This is a genomic window from Spirulina sp. CCY15215 (genome assembly GCF_016888125.1).
In the GTDB taxonomy this organism is placed as follows: Bacteria; Cyanobacteriota; Cyanobacteriia; order Cyanobacteriales; family Spirulinaceae; genus CCY15215.
Genome location: NZ_JACSWA010000525.1, coordinates 1 through 17907, shown reverse-complemented (window position 1 = coordinate 17907; position 17907 = coordinate 1). Strand labels below are relative to the sequence as shown.

The following is a 17907-nucleotide window of genomic DNA, read 5'->3' as shown; positions in this document are numbered from 1 at the left end:
TAATATTTGAGAGTTAAAAAACAGTACAAGATGCAAGTCAACAAATCTCATCAGTCTGTGGTTCTTGAAAAAGAGACAGCAAAAAAATTGAAGTTTGGCAAGAATAGTGGGTTTAAGACAGAACTAAAACGAAGGGTTGACGAACTTTTTCAAAATCCAGATCGCAAGGCTCGTGATTGTCCGCAAATGTATGCGAAAACCATTATCTTGTTGTTTAGCTTTTTCGGATTATATTCTCTATTAGTTTTTGTCGCTCAGACATGGTGGCAGGTCATTCCCTTGTGCATTATGCTCGGTGTCGTTACCGCAGGCATTGGTTTTGGTATTCAACATGACGGCGCACATCACGCATATTCCGATTCGCTATGGGTTAATAAGCTCATGGCGATGAGTTTAGATTTGATTGGCGGCAGTTCTTATATTTGGCATTGGAAGCACGATGTTTTCCATCATACCTATACCAATATTGCTGGTTATGACAAGGATTTGGAGGTGGGAATTTTTGGGCGACTTTCTCCTTCTCATCCGCACTTAGCCTTCCATCGTTGGCAACATTATTATTTGTGGTTTTTGTATGGATTTCTAGCGATTAAGTGGCATTTTTATGATGATTTTTATTATCTGATCGCTGGCAAAATTAGCGATCGCCCCTATCCACGTCCTAAGTTCAGTAATCTAGTGATATTTTGGGGTGGCAAACTGGTATTTTTCGCCCTTGCCTTTGTGATTCCGTTACAATTTCATACGCTATGGCAAGTTTTAGCAAGCTATGGATTAGTAGCTGTCACCTTGGGAGTAGTGTTAAGCGTAGTATTTCAACTAGCGCACGTGGTTGAAGAAGCCGATTTTCCATTACCAATTGCCGAGGCGAGTCTCATTGAGAAAGATTGGGCGGTGCATCAGATCGAAACAACGGTAAACTTTTCTCGGAATAACCATTTGATGACATGGCTACTGGGTGGATTGAATTTCCAAATCGAGCATCATTTATTCCCCAATATCTGCCATATTAACTATCCTGAAATATCTAAGATCGTGGAGCAGACTTGTCGGGAATATGGATTGAGATATAACCAACATAGTTCTTTTTGGTTAGGACTATCATCCCATTATCGTTGGCTACGAAAAATGGGAACTACTTGTTAGATTTTTTGAATCTTTTTCGGCAAGGGCGATCGATAATGCTTCGGATATCTCAGGCACAATCTTAGGGCAAACGCATCTTAATGCGCTCCCAATAAAAATGATTGACTACGTAATTTAAGCATGAAAATCTCGATACTAAAAAACTAAGAGCTTAATCTCATGATCACGGTTCACCACTTAAACAACTCTCGCTCCCAACGTATACTCTGGCTGCTGGAGGAACTCGGACTCCCTTACGACATCAAGCGCTATGAGCGTGATTCAAAAACGATGTTGGCACCCGTATCGCTACGTCAGATCCATCCACTGGGCAAATCGCCAGTGATTACTGATGGCGATTTGACTCTGGCTGAATCCGGTGCCATTATCGAATATCTAGTTGGACGCTATGGCAACGGACGATTGATGCCGGCTCTAGGTACACCAGAACATCTACGCTATACCTACTGGTTGCATTATGCCGAAGGTTCTGCGATGCCGCCGCTAGTGCTGAAGCTGATCTTCGAGCAAATTGAGAAGAAGCCAATGCCCTTTTTCGCCCGACCGATCGCCAGAAAGATCGTGAATCGCGTCAAATGCTTGTTGATTGAACCTCAGATTAAACAACACCTAGACTATATGGAGGCGGAGATTAGCACAAGCACATGGTTTGCTGGCAACGAATTCACCGCAGCCGATATCCAACTCAGCTTTCCGTTGGAGGCAGCAGCAGCAAGGGTTGGACTGAACGCAAGTTATCCAATGCTTGTGGCATTCTTGACCCGTATCCACACCCGTCCGGCTTACCAACAAGCGCTAGAGCGTGGTGGTGCCTACCAGCTTTTAAGCTGAGTACAGCACCAATCAGGTGTAGGGATCTGGTTACGATTGATACAGAATCAACTTGGTTAATCGATGCACACAATAAATCGAACGGCAGTGAATCACCATGTGGGTATCAACTGTCCAAAAATGGGAAATAGGACAAAAACGCCCAAGTGGTACGGCTCTCAAATTACTACACATTGAAAAACGTGGACTAGACGCGATCGCCATTCCTGTGAGTCGTGATTTTTAGGCGATCGCGTTTTGTGAAGATGAGATTTGAAGGGGCGATCGCTTTTGGGAGGTGAAGGGGAAAATGGCGATCGCACTAACGCAAAAACAGATTTACTCTTTGACTAAATTCGATTCACTAATCCAAATTCCGACACCTTCACTGTTGACTTGAAAACAGATGTTACGATGATCATGATAGTTTGCGATCGCCAGTATTTTTCCCTGTCGCTTCTCTGAGTTAATAATTGCAAAACATTCTTTGCCTAACAAACTCCTATCAACAGAAGAATCACTAGAAGTTCTGGTAGTTTCTCTTTGTGAAGAAGGAGCAGGAGGTAATAAGAATTTGGAACGAGTTTTGATCTTTTGTTCTAAACTTCTTTTTCGATTATCTAATCGAGCTAAAACTAAATGAGTTTCTCCATATCTTGTCGTATGTTGAACAAACCGAATAAAATCATTGACAGTACAAGGTTTAATTGTGCCTTCATGCCAATTGTGAAAATCCTTGTGGACTTCGTCTGCTATCACAAAAAGATTATCCTGATCAGAGGCTAATTCAGGATATATATTTTGGCTGTATAGATGATGAACTGCAAGAGACGCTTCTGATTTTGTTTTTCCCGTCACTTGACATTTATTGCCTTGTTGCTTTAATGCCTCTTTTTTGGCACGCTCAATTTCTGCAGGAGAAGGCGGTCTTAATGCTAATTTATATTTTTCGTTAATTACTGAAGGTGCGATTTTAGGAACTTGACTGGCGTATAAACGTCTATATTTACTCGTTAATTTTTCTGACAGTTCAAGGCAAATTCTTTCCAATCCTGAATAAGAATAATAGCGTTCATCCTCTATGTCTTCAAAATCCTCTTCTATTATTAAAGGTAAATCAGATCTGGCAATATCCTCAAATACTTGATCTAAACGCTTAAAAGTCGTCTTTAAAATTGTTTTGACATCCCGATAACTTAGCCAGTGACGATTTCTCCGAACTACAATTTTACTAGAGTCGTCATTAACCACTTGAATTGTTAAGGCTGTAATTTCTTTATCAATCCGTTTTTTTTCTTCTTGAGTAATTGATTTTTTTAATAAATTGACAATCTGTTGTGATTGATTAAGTTCGCCCTTAGATTCAAAATATTCGGCAATAACAATTAAAGCTAATCTGGCAAATTCTCTAATTTTCTGGGTTTTATTTACATAGCGAAAATGTACTCCTTCTTCCCAGTCAAATTTTTCTGCTTTCGTTAGGGTGTTAATTATCGAGTCTAATTCTGTTTTTTCTAAGCTAAGAGCTTCTAAAACTTGATCTTCTCTAATGAAAAAATCTTCTCTATTATCTACCATTTTGAGAAATCCCCATGATTAAACTGTTAGACATTTTTTCTAAGCGTTCAAATATTTTTCGATCGCCCGTTTCTTGATTATCAGGATGATAAATTTTAGATAGCTGACGATATGCTTTTTTGAGATCTTCTTTTGTAGCCGTTTTTCCATCTAAACCAAATATCTGCCAAGGTCGATTATATTTAAAAATATCAATGCCATTGATACATCCATAACCTTCCTGATTTTGTTCTTCTGGTAAAATACCAATCCATTTGCGATAAAAGATTTTCCATGTTTCTTTCTTAGAAAAATTTAATTTTAATTTATCCATGCCATCGATAGCCATGTCAAATCTATCAGATTTTCTTAATTCATCTGTGTTTTTTACTTTAAAATGTTTATAAATAGCTTCCTTTAGTTGTGGCAGTGTTAAAGATTTTTGTGGAGTAGATAGATTTTTTTGCCTATTAACTTCCTTAATTGTTAAGTTAACTAATTTTTCTAATTCTTCTCTTAACTTTTCTGGAGTGATAGAAGAACCTTTGGGTAGGTGAGAAATTCTGTTAATTTCTCCTTCTACTTGCGGTAAATTAATGATTGTTGCCATAATTTTCATACCTAAGCATACTAACGATGCTTGTGCAATATTTCCTGATTATAACATAGCCATAGATTGCGTTACTAAACGCACCTTTTATATTTCGGTTTAGTGCGGTCGCTATCTTGTTGTAGGTTAGGTTAAGGAACACAACCCAACAAGGGGAAATAATAACCTCATTGTGGGCTACTGCGTACCGACTTAAGTTTGATCATCGATCCCTTAGAATAGAATAATGATAACTTTTTTTTGCTAATTGTCAAGTGACTGCGATCACTTTTTCTGATGAAGTGCGATCCTTTTTGGAAGGAGAAGGGAAAAGTGGCGATCGCCATTCCTGTGAGTCGTGATTTTTAGGCGATCGCTTACTCCAAGATATTTATGAGTATGGTGCGTTACCAATATTCTATCGGCTGAGTAGAAGGAGTTGCACAAGGCAACGCACCCTACAAGATCGGCGATCGCGCTGCACATTTACAACAGTATAATTTAAGTTAATAAAACTGGCTGATTTCACAAAAGATTCAAATTATGCCTAACAGTTAACAATATTCTAAAAAAGGGACAGATTGGCCATGCTTGATCATTCTCGTTTAAGGAATTACCAGAATGAATGCTGAATTATTTGTCAACCATCTAAGCCAAATAACCTTTAACGGTGTATTTAATCCATATAGAGATATATGTGATGAATACGATCACTCCGAAAGTCCAGCAATTCGCCGTTTAAATCTTCAACGATACCTTAATGCCGCAGTGAACTGTGGAGTCGAATCGGTTTGGCTGGGGCGTGACTGTGGCTATCGTGGAGCGCGTCGAACAGGTATCGCACTGACAGATGAAATGACCCTAGAAGCGCTGGACTATATGTTTGAGATTAATGGATTAGCCAAAGCTACAATCGGACAACCTGTTAAAGAGAGAACAGCTACCGAAGTGTGGAAGATTATTCGTGAGGTTGATGCGAAAGTTTTCCTTTGGAACATATTCCCTTTTCATCCATTTGAAGCTGGAAATCAAATGAGCAACCGCTGTCATTCGGCACGCGAGTTTAACGAGTGTAAAGAGCTACTGTGTTGCCTACTTGAGTGGCTGCAACCCAAAATAATTGTTGGGATTGGTGCTGATGCTCAAAAAGCCCTATCTCGGTTAGGGTTCAATGTCTCACCAGTGAGACATCCTAGTTATGGTGGTAATCTTGAGTTTGCTAACGGGATTCGGCAGCTATACAGCACTTGAAGAGAACGTATGATGCTCTAACCCTATATTGCCTGTGTGCCAACTTTTAGCAAAATTAAAATAACAGGAATTAGAAATATCTTTTTTCAGCAAACCCTACCTAGTGGTCTGTCAAGGAGTTTTCGGCGATCGCTGGATTTTTGTTGAAAAACGTGGACTAGACGCGATCGCCATTCCTGTGAGTCGTGATTTTTAGGCGATCGCTTTTTCGCTCTTAATATATCGTATATTAGACATTAGAGCCTAGATCAAATGTCTAGACTTTTAAACTTCATGTAATTACTACAATAATTTAACCGTGATTACAAATGCTAGTAGCCTTACCCTTGGCACTCTCCGTCAAACTTTTGGCTTGAGACTCGACTCTAGCGATCGCTTTTTTGATGAATGGTTAAATAATGCGCCGACTCTAACCGAAGCGGAACTACAAGGACTAGATCGCCTCACTCGAAACTATATCTATCTCAGTCAAGAAGAACCGCCTCTCGAAGAAATTGTTAAGCTCGTGGTTATATCACCATTGCTAGATTTAGCAGGTTTCTATCAGTTTCCTTTTTTGGTAAAAGCAGAAGTAAGTACCAATATCGAAGTTGCAGACGAAGCTAATGCTATTGCAGTTCAAGGCAGGATTGATATTTTGGTGATTCAAGATAGTTTTTGGATTTTGGTAATCGAGTCAAAGCCTGCAAGGTTAGACGTTACGGCGGGAATTCCCCAAGCACTTACTTATTTGTTGAGCGCTCCTAACTTACAGTCAAGTTATTATGGAATGGTTACAAACGGAAGAGAAGTATTGTTTTTGAAATGCGATCGCCACCAAAATGTCCCTCAATATACTAGATCCCATACTTATCGGTTACTTGAAAATACATCAGAACGTATCCAAGTTTTGCAGGGACTTAAACAAATTGGGGCTTATATTGGGGATTTGAGGAGTTAGGCGATCGCTTCACAATTATTTATCTTTGCGATCGTTCACAACCTCGGAACTAAACAACGAAGTCGGCCATTTTTGCTTGTCTAATCTCAGCTAGTAACAGACAAGTTCAATTAATGCCATGTTATTACGGTGCGTGCGTTTGCATGATTAGGTGCAAGATATTGTCTAGCTACCTAGAATAAAAATCTCATCCTTCCAGAATAAAAATCTCATCCTTCTAGAATAAAAATCTCATCCTTCCAGAATCAAAATCTCATCCTTTAGAGAGGGAACGAGTTCCTAGTTTAATGGCATCATCTGGGTGTAATGGGTCTTGAATACGGTTTGTTTTAACCATTGTTTCTCTTCTCATTTTAGAGTTTGCCATTCTTGCTCCTACTTTTAGCCCTAATCTCAAATCAGGGATTAGCTTGCTGGCCGCAATTAGAGGAATTGCGACTTTAGGCTTAAACATTTACTGGTTCTTTTGTTCATCTTGGGCAAAAATTGTCAGCCCCGGAAGCAGCTTTACATCCTAGCCCCAAGGAAATAATTCAAGTTTTATAACTAGGAGTTCTAGTCAACTTAGCAGCAATGTTAATGACGTTAATCGGCATCGAAATAATTGTTGTAACATTGCTCCTCAAAACGTTTTCAGTTTCGCAAGAAGCCGCTATCTATCTATAAAGATACAAATCCTAATAAAGATAAATAAAAAGGGAAGAAGCATGAAAACAATCGATCGGACTAGGGTATTAGAAATTGGACAATCAACCCTCAAAACAAAGACTCTTTCCCCAGAACTACTCCATAAGATAGATGCCTACTGGCGTGCTGCCAACTATCTTTCCGTTGGGCAAATTTATCTCTACGATAATCCATTGCTGAAGGAGCCTCTGAAACTCTCCCACGTCAAACCATTGGTGGTTGGACATTGGGGTACGACACCTGGACAGAATTTCATCTATGTACACTTGAATCGGGTAATCAAGAAATATGACCTAGATCTGTTCTACATCTCTGGCCCTGGTCACGGGGGACCAGCAATTGTGGGCAATGTTTACCTTGAAGGCACTTGGAGCGAAGTTTATCCCAACATTACTCAGGACGAAGCTGGGTTGAAAAAGCTGTTCACCCAGTTCTCGTTTCCTGGTGGGATTTCCAGCCACGTTGCACCGACAACGCCGGGATCGATTCATGAAGGGGGTGAGTTGGGATACTCCCTCAGTCATGCTTTCGGCGCTGCTTTCGACAATCCCGATCTGATTGTCGCTTGCGTCATCGGCGACGGGGAAGCGGAGACGGGACCCTTGGCGACGGCTTGGCATTCCAACAAGTTACTCAACCCAATTAGCGACGGTGCCGTGCTGCCAATTCTGCATCTGAATGGTTACAAAATCGATAACCCAACGGTCTTGGCTCGCATCGAGCATGAGGAGTTGGAACAATTTCTCCGAGGTTGCGGCTGGACACCTTACTTTGTGGAAGGTGACGAGCCAGAAAAGATGCACGAACTTATGGCCAGTACCTTGGATAAGGCGATCGCAGATATCCGGCAAATCCAAAGCAATGCACGGAACCAAAACGATACGACTCGCCCGCGCTGGCCGGCGATCGTCCTCAAGTCCCCCAAGGGCTGGACGGGGCCAAAAGTAGTGGATGGCTTGCCCAATGAGGGGACTGCGCGATCGCATCAAGTGCCGCTACTGGTGAACTCCGAGCATCCCGATCATCTCCAGCAGTTGGAAAGCTGGATGAAAAGCTACAAGCCAGAAGAACTGTTCGATGAAGATGGCCGACTCCTGCCGGAATTGGCGGAACTGGCACCGAAGGGCGATCGCCGCATGGGTGCAAACCCCCACGCCAACGGCGGCATACTACTGCGCGACCTACAAATGCCAGACTTCCGCAACCATGCGCTGTCTGTGCCTACACCGGGTGCTATTGAAGGTCAAGATACCCTCATACTGGGCAAATTCCTGCGGGATGTCGTCAAGCTGAATCAGCACAATTTCCGCATCTTCGGTCCCGATGAAACCCAGTCGAATCTTTTGGGTGCGGTGTTTGAAGTTACGAATCGTCAGTGGGAAGGGCGGGAAGAGAAAAATGATGAATTCCTCGCACCCGCCGGAAGAGTCCTAGACTCGATGCTCAGTGAACACCAGTGCCAAGGTTGGTTGGAAGGCTATTTGCTCACTGGACGGCACGGGCTATTTAACAGCTATGAAGCGTTTATTCGTATCGTTGATTCCATGTTCAGCCAGCACGCCAAATGGCTGAAGGTAACATCGGAACTGCCCTGGCGACGACCGATCGCCTCGCTGAACTATCTGCTGGCCTCCCACGTCTGGCAGCAGGATCATAACGGCTTCACGCACCAAGACCCCGGTTTCATCGACCACGTAATCAACAAGAAAGCCGATATCGTGCGCGTATATCTACCACCCGATGCGAACTGTCTGCTGTCGGTCTTCGATCACTGTTTACGCAGCCGACACTATGTAAATGTGGTGGTTGCGGGCAAACACGCCCTTCCACAATGGCTGAGTATGGAGGCGGCGATCGTACATTGCACGGAAGGCATTGGCATCTGGCAATGGGCGAGTAATGACCAGGATACCGAGCCGGATGTGGTGATGGCTTGCTGTGGAGATACGCCAACCCTAGAGATTTTGGCTGCTGTTTCTATCTTGCGGGAACATCTGCCCGACCTGAAAATTCGGGTGATTAATGTTGTCGATCTGATGAAGTTGCAATCCGAAAGCGAACACCCCCACGGACTGAGCGAAGCCGATTACGACTCACTTTTTACCCAAGACAAACAGATTATCTTTGGCTTTCATGGCTATCCCTGGCTGGTGCATCGGCTAACCTACCGCCGTACCAATCGCAATCTCCACGTCCGGGGCTACAAGGAAGAAGGCACGATCACAACGGCTTTTGATGTGCGAGTGCAAAATGACCTCGATCGCTTCCATCTGGTGCAAGACGTAGTGGATCGTTTGCAGCATTTGGGTAGTCAGGGAGCCTATCTCAAGCAGATGATGCAGGACAAGTTGATCGAGCATAAAAATTACATCTACAAGCATGGCAAAGACTTACCGGAAATTCGCAATTGGCAGTGGGGGGCAGGGTCAACTCTGTAAGCGAAACCGTTAGTCAGACAAGCACTTGTACCGACCTGAAACAAGGCAAGAAATCCGCTATTCTAATCGATTTAACACACTAGAGGAAACATCATGAGTACTGCAATTGATAACTTTACCCAACAACTTCATGACAATTTAGAAGCGCTTGAAGATCGCGCCAAATCACTGAAGCAAAATATCCAATCTGTACCGGAAAAAACTCAAGCTGAGATTCAATCGACCCTCGACAGCGCCAAGACAAATCTGAACACAAAGAAACAAGAATTTGATGATTATCGGGCCAAACTCAAAACCCAATTGGAGGAAAAAGAATCTGAGGTGATGTCGAATATTGAAGAATGGAAAGCAAATCGCGAAGCCGAGAAACTCGAACGTCGGGCCGATAAAGCTGAAGACCACGCGGCTACCGTGACCTTCTTGGCAATGGCGGCGATCGAGGAAGCCGAAGAAGCAACTTTAGCGGCGATCGCGGCCCGACTCGATGCGGAAGCTGCTCGGTAACGGGTTAGGTGAATCGTAAGGATTCAGGTAATGAAACCTTTGCTCTGTAAGGGTTTCAAGATCAACACATCTATTGATAAAGCATTCATTTATCAATAAGAGTATTGCAAGAAAAAAATCATCCCGGTTGGTTTTGGGTAGCAGCCGTCCCGGCTGCGCTACAGCTAAATCCCGTAGCGCGGGCATCTTGCCCGCTATGGATAATTCCACAGATAATCTCAGGAAGAAAATTAATGAAAGTCAACGCCTACGCAGCCCAAAACGCCACGACGACCCTCGCACCTGTTGACATTCAACGTCGCGATCGCGGCAAACATGATGTGGAGATCGACATTCTCTACTGTGGCGTGTGTCACTCTGACCTGCATACCGTCCGCAACGAATGGGAGAGTACCACCTACCCTTGCATACCCGGTCACGAAATTATCGGACGTGTTGTCAACGTGGGAGCGCAGGCCAACAAATTTAAGAAAGGCGACATCGTTGGAGTCGGTTGCATGGTCGATGCTTGCCTCACCTGTGCTAACTGCAAGAAAGACCTAGAACAATTCTGCGAGAAAGGTATGACTTGGACATACAACTCTCCTGACAAACTCATGGGCGGCATGACGTTTGGTGGCTACTCCGAGAGCATTGTTGTAGATAAAGCGTTTGTGCTGAAAATTCCGAAGCATTTGGATCTTGCCTCTGCTGCTCCCCTGCTTTGTGCCGGGATCACCACCTATTCCCCCTTGCGTCGCAACCATGTTCGCAAAGGTCAGAAGGTTGGCATTGTTGGACTCGGCGGCTTGGGACACGTAGGGGTGAAATTGGCAAAGGCGTTTGGTGCCCATGTTGTCGTCTTCACCACCTCACCCAGCAAAGTTGAAGATGCCCTGCGGCTTGGCGCAGATGAAGTCGTCATTTCTACAAATGCGGATGAGATGAAGCCACACCTGAATAGTTTCCATTTCATTCTTGATACGGTTTCGGCACAGCACGACATCAACGCCTACCTCGTCCTATTGGGGCGCGACGGCAACCTCACTCAAGTGGGTGTTCCAGCTAAACCGCTTTCTCTGAATGTCGGTAGCTTAGTCTTTGGTCAGCGTAGTCTCAGTGGCTCCCTAATTGGCGGCATCAAAGAAACGCAGGAAATGCTGGATTTTTGTGGCAAGCACAACATTACTGCCGATATCGAACTCATTCCCATCCAGAACATCAATGAAGCCTACGATCGCCTGGTGAAGAGCGACGTAAAATATCGCTTCGTCATTGATATGGCTTCATTACAACCAGCTTTGTAAGCCACGAATCACCCCCAAAACTAAGGATATTAAATCAATCTCTCTGCAATAAAGGAATCATCCCATGACTACAACCATACTGTCATTGAATACAACCAAAATTCGTTGGACGGACATCATTGAGTATCCCCAGTATGGAGCTAAAAGTAAGGTTCTGCTAGAAGATGGAAATTGCCGCTATACGCTGATGTCTCTGACAGCAGAATCGACCATTGCAGAACATACTAATCCTCGCAATGCGACCGTGAATGTGATTGAAGGACAAGGCGTTCTGACGCTGGAAGATCAAGAAATTGTTCTAGAATTTGGAGTCTTTGCTTTTATACCGGCCAACGCACGCCATGCGCTTAAATCAGCAACTAACCTCGCCTTTTTATTGACGCTTTCTGAACAGGTTGCCAACTCCAAACATTGACCTAGACGCATTCACTCTAGCTCATGCAGGACATCGTTCAAAAAATAGTAAACTAAACATCATGATTCGACTCCTCGTTAATTTTTTGGAAGCCCTGTTGAATACCTTTTACAGGGGGCGCGATCGCGTCTTTGCCCGATTTTTTGTTCTGGAAACCATTGCCCGCGTACCCTATTTTGCTTTCACCTCCGTTTTACACCTCTACGAAACGATGGGCTGGTGGCGTAAATCTGACTGGTTAAAGGTACATTTTGCGGAGTCATGGAATGAACTGCACCATCTACTGATTGCTGAATCCCTTGGTGGCAATGACCATTGGTACGATCGCTACCTTGCCAGGATCGGAGGATTAATTTATTACTGGATCATTGTTTTGGTCTATCTGATCAACGCCCGTGCTGCCTACAACTTCATGCAACAGGTTGAAGAACACGCTTACCACACCTACGATCTGTTTCTCAAAGAACACGGCGGCGAACTCAAACAAATGCCCGCTCCAAAAGTGGCAATTAGCTACTATCTGAGTGGCGATTTGTATATGTTCGATGAATTTCAGACAACGCACCCTGAAGCCTTTCGTCGTCCTCAGATTAAGAACCTCTACGATGTCTTTGTTGCCATTCGCGAAGATGAATTAGAACACGTCAAGACGATGATTGCGTGTCAACAACCTGAAGCCCAAGAGACATTCCAAAGCCCCCACGCCGAGAATCGTTCTGCATTGCCAGAATCAGTAAGAGCCGCGATTGATTTACAAGCCGCGCAAATCATACAGCAAGCAGAAAAAGAACCCGTGCAAATAGCGTAATTGCTAAGGAGAATGACTATTTTAGACATTGATGAAATGAGTACAAAAGAGGGTCACGATCTCTTGCAAATCGAGTTAAGCACACAAGGCGATCGCCTCTTTTTGAAATCAAGAAATTAATTAAAAACCAGTATTCAATCATCACTTTCACTCAAATAAAAGGCAACTATGACGACACAGCAATTATCAACTCCCCCCTCGGCAAAACCCCGCACTGGCAACGGTTCCGCTCCCAAGGCTTACATGGTGGGGGGTGGGATTGGCTCCTTAGCCGCCGCCGCCTTCCTGATTCGCGATGGCAAGGTTCCCGGTCGCAATATCACCATCTACGAAGCGATGCCAGTCTTAGGCGGCAGTCTGGATGGTAACGGCAGCCCCAAGAATGGCTACACCATGCGCGGCGGGCGAATGCTGACGACGGACAACTATGAATGTACGTGGGATTTGTTCAAATCGATCCCGTCTCTTAGTTCTCCAAATCAGACGGTATTTGATGAGACGATCGCCTTCAATAAGCTCCACCAGTCCCACTCTCAGGCGCGACTCATCGATCGCCATCGTGCCAATCTAGATGTTGAGTCGATGGGATTTTCTATGCAGGATCGCATTGAACTCCTCAAACTCACCGAGACTGACGAAGAAAAACTAGGCACTAGCTGCATTACAGATTGGCTATCGCCGCCCTTTTTCACAACCAATTTTTGGTTTATGTGGTCAACGACCTTTGCATTTCAACCTTGGCATAGCGCCGTTGAATTTCGCCGTTACCTGCATCGGTTCATGATGGAGTTTTCCCGCATCGAAACCCTGGCAGGAGTCAAGCGCACGGTTTACAACCAATTTGATTCATTGGTAAAACCTCTGGTGAGTTGGCTGAAGGCGCAGGGGGTGAATTTCGTCGTTAACTGCACCGTGACGGACTTTGAGCTAAAGATTGACCAGGGCAAGATCGTCGTCACTGGAATTCACCACCAGCGCGACGGCAAGACAGATATCAAGGCGATCGCCGATGAGGATTTGGTGTTCTTCCAAAACGGTTCGATGACCGATGCCTCCAGCTTTGGGTCAATGACGAGTGCGCCCAAACAGCTAACGAAAGAGGATAGTGGTGGCTGGTTGCTCTGGGAAAAACTGGCTCACAGCCATCCTGAATTCGGGAACCCAGCAGCGTTCAATTCTAATATCCCAGAGTCATTTTGGGAGTCCTACACGGTGACGGTTATCAAAGACACCGCTTTCTTTGACCAGATGGAAGCATTGTCTGGGAATAAGGCTGGCACTGGCGGTTTGGTGACTTTCAAGGATTCCAATTGGATGATGTCAATCGTGTTAGCGCATCAACCCCACTACATCGACCAACCTGCTGATGTGCAAGTGTTTTGGGGCTATGCTCTGCACCCCGATCGCATTGGTGACTTTGTACCCAAATCCATGGCCGATTGCAACGGCAAAGAAATTTTGCAAGAGCTATGCGGTCATCTCAATTTCGATTTGGAGACGATCGCCTCTGCCATCTGTATTCCCTGTCGGATGCCCTACATCACCAGTATGTTTATGCCCCGTGCGGAGGGCGATCGCCCGCTTCCCGTGCCAAAGAACTCCAAAAACCTCGCCTTTATCAGCCAGTTTGTCGAAATTCCTGATGATGTCGTTTTTACGGTGGAATATTCCGTCCGGGTGGCGCAAATGGCTGTCTACGAACTGCTGGGCATCGATCGCGAGGTTCCACCCATTCTGCACCATGACGACTCCCTCAAGGTGAAATTTGACGCAGTGGTGAAGGCGTTTCGATAACACTCAAGCGGCGATCCCGCGATCGGCGTTGATTTAATTCAAGTTGAGTGTTAAAAACACAAAAGTGACGATCCACATTATTACTGGGATTTGCACGATGTTTAGATTCCCGCACTGGAATAACAATGGAACCCATTCGTATCTTTTACTTTTCCGATGTTCTCTGTATTTGGGCTTATATTGCTCATATCCGTCTGGATGAGTTGAAAACAACCTTTCAAGACCAAATTGCAATTGAATCCCACTTCGTCTCTGTCTTTGGTACTGCCCATGAAAAACTAGAGAACGGATGGCGCGATCGGGGGGGATTGCAAGGATACAGTAATCATATTCAGGAGGTTGCCAGCAAGTTCGATCATATCACCGTCCATCCTGATATTTGGGCTAAGGTTACACCCCATTCATCCACATCCTGCCATTTATTTCTCCATGCCATTCAACTATTAGAAGTCAAGGGTTTGGTAGAACAATCTCAACAGGTATTTGAAAAAGCAGCCTGGGCATTTCGGGAGGCATTTTTTACCCAACTGGCAGATATTTCTGACCGTAAGGTGCAATTTGGCATTGCGGAGGAGTTAAGACTGCCGATCGCAGCGATCCAAGCTCAGATCGATAGTGGTGAGGCTTATGCCCAGTTATCCAAGGATTTTGAATTAGTCAAAGAGCATACCGTTACGGTCAGCCCCACCCTAATTTTTAATGAAGGACGACAGAGACTCAACGGCAATGTGAGCTATAGGGTCATCGAAGCCAATATTAGGGAGTTACTAAACCATCCTGCGGGAGAACAATCTTGGTGTTAGGGATGTTAGGCGATCGCCGTTGATTCAAGTTGAGTCCATGTAGAGCCAATCACAATTACAAAAGAAAACTACCAAAAGGAAACTACCATGCAAATACAAATCAATACTGGTCATAATATCGAAGGTCACGAAGCACTCGCCACTCAGGTTAGTGATGTAGTGGAAGAGAGTCTGAGCCAATTTGGCGATCGCCTCACTAAAGTTGATGTTCACCTCAGCGATGAGAACAGCGACAAGAAGGGCGGCGGTGACGATATGCGCTGCATGATCGAAGCCCGTCTCAAAGGACTCCAACCCCTTGCAGTAACTCATCAGGCAGCGAACCTAGACCAAGCTGTTGACGGGGCTGCGGAGAAATTAACCCACTTGATCGAGACCACACTGGGGCGACGCTCACATCAAGCGAGTCATCGCACTGACCCACCTCTGTCTAGCTCAGTTAATTAATAACCCGAGTTGCTAGTTACAAATAGGATACGTTTCGATCCCCCTAAATCCCCCTTAAAAAGGGGGACTTTGGGATTCTCCCCCCTTAAAAAGGAGGACTTTCGGATTCTCCCCCCTTAAAAAGGAGGACTTTCGGATTCTCCCCCCTTATTAAGGGGGGCTGGGGGGGATCGAATCAATAACTAGCTCAGTTAATATTAATTACATAGTCAATGAATCCACAAGACCTGAAAGGAAAAGGAGTTATGTCATGAATGCCATCAAGATTGAAATTTTGGGTACAGGCTGCAAAAAATGCCAACAGCTAGAAGCCAATGCAAAAGAAGCGATCGCTAATCTTAATTTAACGGCTGAAGTTCTGCATATTACCGACCCAATCGAAATTGCAAAACGAGGTGTGATGTCTACTCCCGCTATGACAATCAATAGCAAAGTTGTCAGCAAAGGTCAAGTCATCAGTGTTGAACAAATTCAGCCTCTATTACAACGTTAAAGAGGCAAAGTTATGTTTGATCCATTTTATCCGTTTGATTGGTTAGCAACCCAAATTGTAACCCAACTTTTGGGCTTGCCGATTTCGTCGCATTTAGGATCGAGTCTGCACTTCTTTCTTTACGATGTGCCAAAAGTCTTAACATTACTGATTGTAATTAGCTTTATTGTTGGGACATTTCAAAGTTTTTTAGAGCCAGAGCGCGTTCGCTCTTTGCTAGAAGGAAAGCGCACTTTTGCAGGAAATATTTTGGCGGCAATGGTAGGAATTGTTACACCATTCTGTTCTTGTTCTGCGGTTCCTTTGTTTATCGGTTTCTTAGAAGCAGGTGTACCTCTAGGCGTGACCTTTTCCTATCTGATGGCAGCACCCATGGTTAATGAGGTGGCTGTTATCCTGCTCTGGGGATTGTTTGGCTTAAAGGTAATGCTGATCTACATTGGCTTTGGTGTGGGTTTAGCGATCGCCTCTGGATACATCATCGGACTTATGAAATTGGAAAAATGGGTAGAACCCTTTGTTTGGGAACTGCAAAAATCTCATCAAGCAATACCTCTAGAAGGAGAAGATAACCTAGAACCCGTGACGTTAAGTTGGGGACAAAGATTTGAGCAAGGAAGATTTCAATCCAGTGAAATTGTGCGATCGGTTTGGCTTTATGTGGCGATCGGAATTGCGATCGGCGCGGGGATTCATGGTTATGTGCCGACAGATTTTATTACCCAATATGCAGGGGAAAATAATCCTTTTGCAGTACCGATCGCAATCATTTTGGGTGTTCCACTCTATGCCAATATTGCAGGGGTCATGCCAATTACTGAAGCCTTAGTAAATAAAGGAATGCCAATGGGTACAGTTTTAGCTTTTACAATGGCGGTAACAGCACTATCTCTTCCTGAAATGGTGATTCTCAAAAAAGTCCTGCAACCACAACTGTTAGCTGTATTTATCGGGTTGATGACCGTTGGTATTATCAGTATCGGCTACATATTCAACGCCATAATTAATTAATTTGCTCCCTTACTAAATCAATCCATTCAAGGAATAATCAATCAAAATGAAAAGCATTTTACGTTTTATCAGATCGGTATTCATCATCGGAATCTTAGCTGGAATGTTGATGATTAATCTGTCAGTTTCTCCGGCTCAGGCTGTTATTCGCCACTTAGAAGAAGAATCAGAGCAGACAGTTTACCAATCGGAGATTTATAAGTCTCGCCAATTGCTCCAAGATCAACAGGGTGGTAGTTGGCAGGCGATCGCCTTTGAACGGATTCTTCCCGATCATCAGAACAGTATCTACTTGCGTCTAGTTGCATTTCCTGGCACAGCAAATATCGATCACTCCAAGCCCCTAATTATTACTAACCGGATGAGCAAAACTTTGACTGCCGTAGATGTATCTCAGGATATGTTTATGGACGACACCGAAATGGCTCCTGATTCAGGGGAGTATGATTTACAGCCGATCTTAATGCAGTTGGAATCAGCAATTCCCTTACAGCTAATCCTGTCAACCCTCGACCAACAAGAAATTGTCCTTAATGTTTCTCCTGTCGTGGTTGAAGAATGGCGATCGCTGATTGTTCAAAAGTAATCACTCTATCTATTAAAGCCAAATCTCCTCAAGATTTGGCTTTTGATTTTAATGTATTTGGATTTCAGAGAATTATATGGGTGACAACTTAAATAAAACAATACTGGTTCTAACGAATTTTGTTCGAGTATTAAGGTAGTATAAATATATGGTAGAAAAAAAACGGCGATCGCTGTGAAGAAAATTCAGGTTCGATGAGGAAGAATATCAACTTATCACCGAGAATCCAAGAGAATTTAGGAAACTTCAACAACCCCAACGCAAGGCGATGGGGATTGAGGGAGAAACCTTGATTTAAACCGTTGAATACTGCATAGAGTTTCAGCTTGGAACGCACTCTCG

At 44.1% G+C, this 17907-nt stretch carries 19 protein-coding genes; 16 read left to right on the top strand and 3 right to left on the bottom strand.

Annotation, left to right across the window (positions count from 1 at the left end; genetic code table 11):
• The first annotated feature begins 30 nt into the window (after positions 1-30).
• The 3 genes from JUI58_RS18055 to JUI58_RS27090 all read left to right on the top strand — a co-directional run bounded on the left by JUI58_RS18055 (position 31) and on the right by JUI58_RS27090 (position 2203).
• Positions 31-1146 carry an acyl-CoA desaturase gene (locus tag JUI58_RS18055; RefSeq protein ID WP_204105198.1) on the top strand — a complete coding sequence of 372 codons (1116 nt, stop codon included), beginning with the start codon at positions 31-33 and terminating at the stop codon, positions 1144-1146.
• A 159-nt stretch (positions 1147-1305) separates the two neighbouring features.
• Positions 1306-1977 (top strand): glutathione S-transferase, encoded by a 672-nt coding sequence (locus JUI58_RS18050; protein WP_204105197.1) that lies wholly within the window; start codon positions 1306-1308, stop codon positions 1975-1977.
• 97 nt (positions 1978-2074) lie between these two features.
• Complete coding sequence (locus JUI58_RS27090; protein ID WP_275414374.1) at positions 2075-2203, top strand: hypothetical protein; 129 nt, start codon at positions 2075-2077, stop codon at positions 2201-2203.
• A 92-nt stretch (positions 2204-2295) separates the two neighbouring features.
• On the opposite strand, the gene JUI58_RS18045 is transcribed toward JUI58_RS27090, so the two are convergent.
• Together JUI58_RS18045 and JUI58_RS18040 are read right to left on the bottom strand one after the other, a co-directional pair.
• Positions 2296-3534, bottom strand: a complete 1239-nt coding sequence (locus JUI58_RS18045; RefSeq protein ID WP_204105196.1) for a hypothetical protein — start codon at positions 3532-3534, stop codon at positions 2296-2298.
• Positions 3524-4123 carry a DnaJ domain-containing protein gene (locus JUI58_RS18040; protein WP_204105195.1) on the bottom strand — a complete coding sequence of 200 codons (600 nt, stop codon included), beginning with the start codon at positions 4121-4123 and terminating at the stop codon, positions 3524-3526. Before JUI58_RS18040 ends, JUI58_RS18045 begins: the two co-directional genes overlap by 11 nt.
• Positions 4124-4723: 600 nt before the next feature.
• Here JUI58_RS18040 and JUI58_RS18035 point away from each other — a divergent pair.
• The 13 genes from JUI58_RS18035 to JUI58_RS17970 all read left to right on the top strand — a co-directional run bounded on the left by JUI58_RS18035 (position 4724) and on the right by JUI58_RS17970 (position 17565).
• The gene (locus JUI58_RS18035; protein WP_204105194.1) at positions 4724-5353 is read left to right on the top strand and encodes a uracil-DNA glycosylase; all 630 of its coding nucleotides are present in this window, start codon (positions 4724-4726) and stop codon (positions 5351-5353) included.
• Positions 5354-5651: 298 nt separating this feature from the next.
• Positions 5652-6293 (top strand): type I restriction enzyme HsdR N-terminal domain-containing protein, encoded by a 642-nt coding sequence (locus tag JUI58_RS18030; RefSeq protein WP_204105193.1) that lies wholly within the window; start codon positions 5652-5654, stop codon positions 6291-6293.
• A 707-nt stretch (positions 6294-7000) separates the two neighbouring features.
• Entirely contained in the window at positions 7001-9418 is a 2418-nt protein-coding gene (locus tag JUI58_RS18020) for a phosphoketolase family protein (protein WP_204105192.1), read from the top strand.
• 93 nt (positions 9419-9511) lie between these two features.
• A complete protein-coding gene (locus JUI58_RS18015) occupies positions 9512-9922 on the top strand; it encodes a hypothetical protein (protein ID WP_204105191.1) in 411 nt (136 codons plus the stop codon).
• Between the two features lie 233 nt (positions 9923-10155).
• Complete coding sequence (locus JUI58_RS18010) at positions 10156-11208, top strand: NAD(P)-dependent alcohol dehydrogenase (protein WP_204105190.1); 1053 nt, start codon at positions 10156-10158, stop codon at positions 11206-11208.
• 64 nt (positions 11209-11272) lie between these two features.
• Positions 11273-11623 (top strand): cupin domain-containing protein, encoded by a 351-nt coding sequence (locus JUI58_RS18005; protein ID WP_204105189.1) that lies wholly within the window; start codon positions 11273-11275, stop codon positions 11621-11623.
• 61 nt (positions 11624-11684) lie between these two features.
• Complete coding sequence (locus JUI58_RS18000; RefSeq protein ID WP_204105188.1) at positions 11685-12431, top strand: alternative oxidase; 747 nt, start codon at positions 11685-11687, stop codon at positions 12429-12431.
• A 168-nt stretch (positions 12432-12599) separates the two neighbouring features.
• A complete protein-coding gene (locus tag JUI58_RS17995; protein ID WP_204105187.1) occupies positions 12600-14225 on the top strand; it encodes an oleate hydratase in 1626 nt (541 codons plus the stop codon).
• A 125-nt stretch (positions 14226-14350) separates the two neighbouring features.
• Positions 14351-15028 (top strand): DsbA family protein, encoded by a 678-nt coding sequence (locus JUI58_RS17990; RefSeq protein ID WP_204105186.1) that lies wholly within the window; start codon positions 14351-14353, stop codon positions 15026-15028.
• Between the two features lie 87 nt (positions 15029-15115).
• Entirely contained in the window at positions 15116-15475 is a 360-nt protein-coding gene (locus JUI58_RS27830; RefSeq protein ID WP_204105185.1) for an HPF/RaiA family ribosome-associated protein, read from the top strand.
• Between the two features lie 250 nt (positions 15476-15725).
• A complete protein-coding gene (locus JUI58_RS17980; RefSeq protein WP_204105184.1) occupies positions 15726-15968 on the top strand; it encodes a thioredoxin family protein in 243 nt (80 codons plus the stop codon).
• A 12-nt stretch (positions 15969-15980) separates the two neighbouring features.
• The gene (locus JUI58_RS17975; protein WP_204105183.1) at positions 15981-16979 is read left to right on the top strand and encodes a permease; all 999 of its coding nucleotides are present in this window, start codon (positions 15981-15983) and stop codon (positions 16977-16979) included.
• A gap of 46 nt (positions 16980-17025) precedes the next feature.
• Positions 17026-17565, top strand: a complete 540-nt coding sequence (locus JUI58_RS17970; RefSeq protein WP_204105182.1) for a DUF3122 domain-containing protein — start codon at positions 17026-17028, stop codon at positions 17563-17565.
• A gap of 130 nt (positions 17566-17695) precedes the next feature.
• On the opposite strand, the gene JUI58_RS17965 is transcribed toward JUI58_RS17970, so the two are convergent.
• On the bottom strand, positions 17696-17907 hold a 212-nt coding region (locus tag JUI58_RS17965; RefSeq protein ID WP_204105181.1), incomplete at its 5' end, for a hypothetical protein.

What these genes read in the sequence shown, in the direction of transcription:
- JUI58_RS18055 (WP_204105198.1), top strand. Translation starts at nt 31, where the DNA reads ATGCAAGTCAACAAATCTCATCAGTCTGTGGTTCTTGAAAAAGAGACA.
- JUI58_RS18050 (WP_204105197.1), top strand. Translation starts at nt 1,306, where the DNA reads ATGATCACGGTTCACCACTTAAACAACTCTCGCTCCCAACGTATACTC.
- JUI58_RS27090 (WP_275414374.1), top strand. Translation starts at nt 2,075, where the DNA reads ATGTGGGTATCAACTGTCCAAAAATGGGAAATAGGACAAAAACGCCCA.
- JUI58_RS18045 (WP_204105196.1), bottom strand. Translation starts at nt 3,534, where the DNA reads ATGGTAGATAATAGAGAAGATTTTTTCATTAGAGAAGATCAAGTTTTA.
- JUI58_RS18040 (WP_204105195.1), bottom strand. Translation starts at nt 4,123, where the DNA reads ATGGCAACAATCATTAATTTACCGCAAGTAGAAGGAGAAATTAACAGA.
- JUI58_RS18035 (WP_204105194.1), top strand. Translation starts at nt 4,724, where the DNA reads ATGAATGCTGAATTATTTGTCAACCATCTAAGCCAAATAACCTTTAAC.
- JUI58_RS18020 (WP_204105192.1), top strand. Translation starts at nt 7,001, where the DNA reads ATGAAAACAATCGATCGGACTAGGGTATTAGAAATTGGACAATCAACC.
- JUI58_RS18015 (WP_204105191.1), top strand. Translation starts at nt 9,512, where the DNA reads ATGAGTACTGCAATTGATAACTTTACCCAACAACTTCATGACAATTTA.
- JUI58_RS18010 (WP_204105190.1), top strand. Translation starts at nt 10,156, where the DNA reads ATGAAAGTCAACGCCTACGCAGCCCAAAACGCCACGACGACCCTCGCA.
- JUI58_RS18005 (WP_204105189.1), top strand. Translation starts at nt 11,273, where the DNA reads ATGACTACAACCATACTGTCATTGAATACAACCAAAATTCGTTGGACG.
- JUI58_RS18000 (WP_204105188.1), top strand. Translation starts at nt 11,685, where the DNA reads ATGATTCGACTCCTCGTTAATTTTTTGGAAGCCCTGTTGAATACCTTT.
- JUI58_RS17995 (WP_204105187.1), top strand. Translation starts at nt 12,600, where the DNA reads ATGACGACACAGCAATTATCAACTCCCCCCTCGGCAAAACCCCGCACT.
- JUI58_RS17990 (WP_204105186.1), top strand. Translation starts at nt 14,351, where the DNA reads ATGGAACCCATTCGTATCTTTTACTTTTCCGATGTTCTCTGTATTTGG.
- JUI58_RS27830 (WP_204105185.1), top strand. Translation starts at nt 15,116, where the DNA reads ATGCAAATACAAATCAATACTGGTCATAATATCGAAGGTCACGAAGCA.
- JUI58_RS17980 (WP_204105184.1), top strand. Translation starts at nt 15,726, where the DNA reads ATGAATGCCATCAAGATTGAAATTTTGGGTACAGGCTGCAAAAAATGC.
- JUI58_RS17975 (WP_204105183.1), top strand. Translation starts at nt 15,981, where the DNA reads ATGTTTGATCCATTTTATCCGTTTGATTGGTTAGCAACCCAAATTGTA.
- JUI58_RS17970 (WP_204105182.1), top strand. Translation starts at nt 17,026, where the DNA reads ATGAAAAGCATTTTACGTTTTATCAGATCGGTATTCATCATCGGAATC.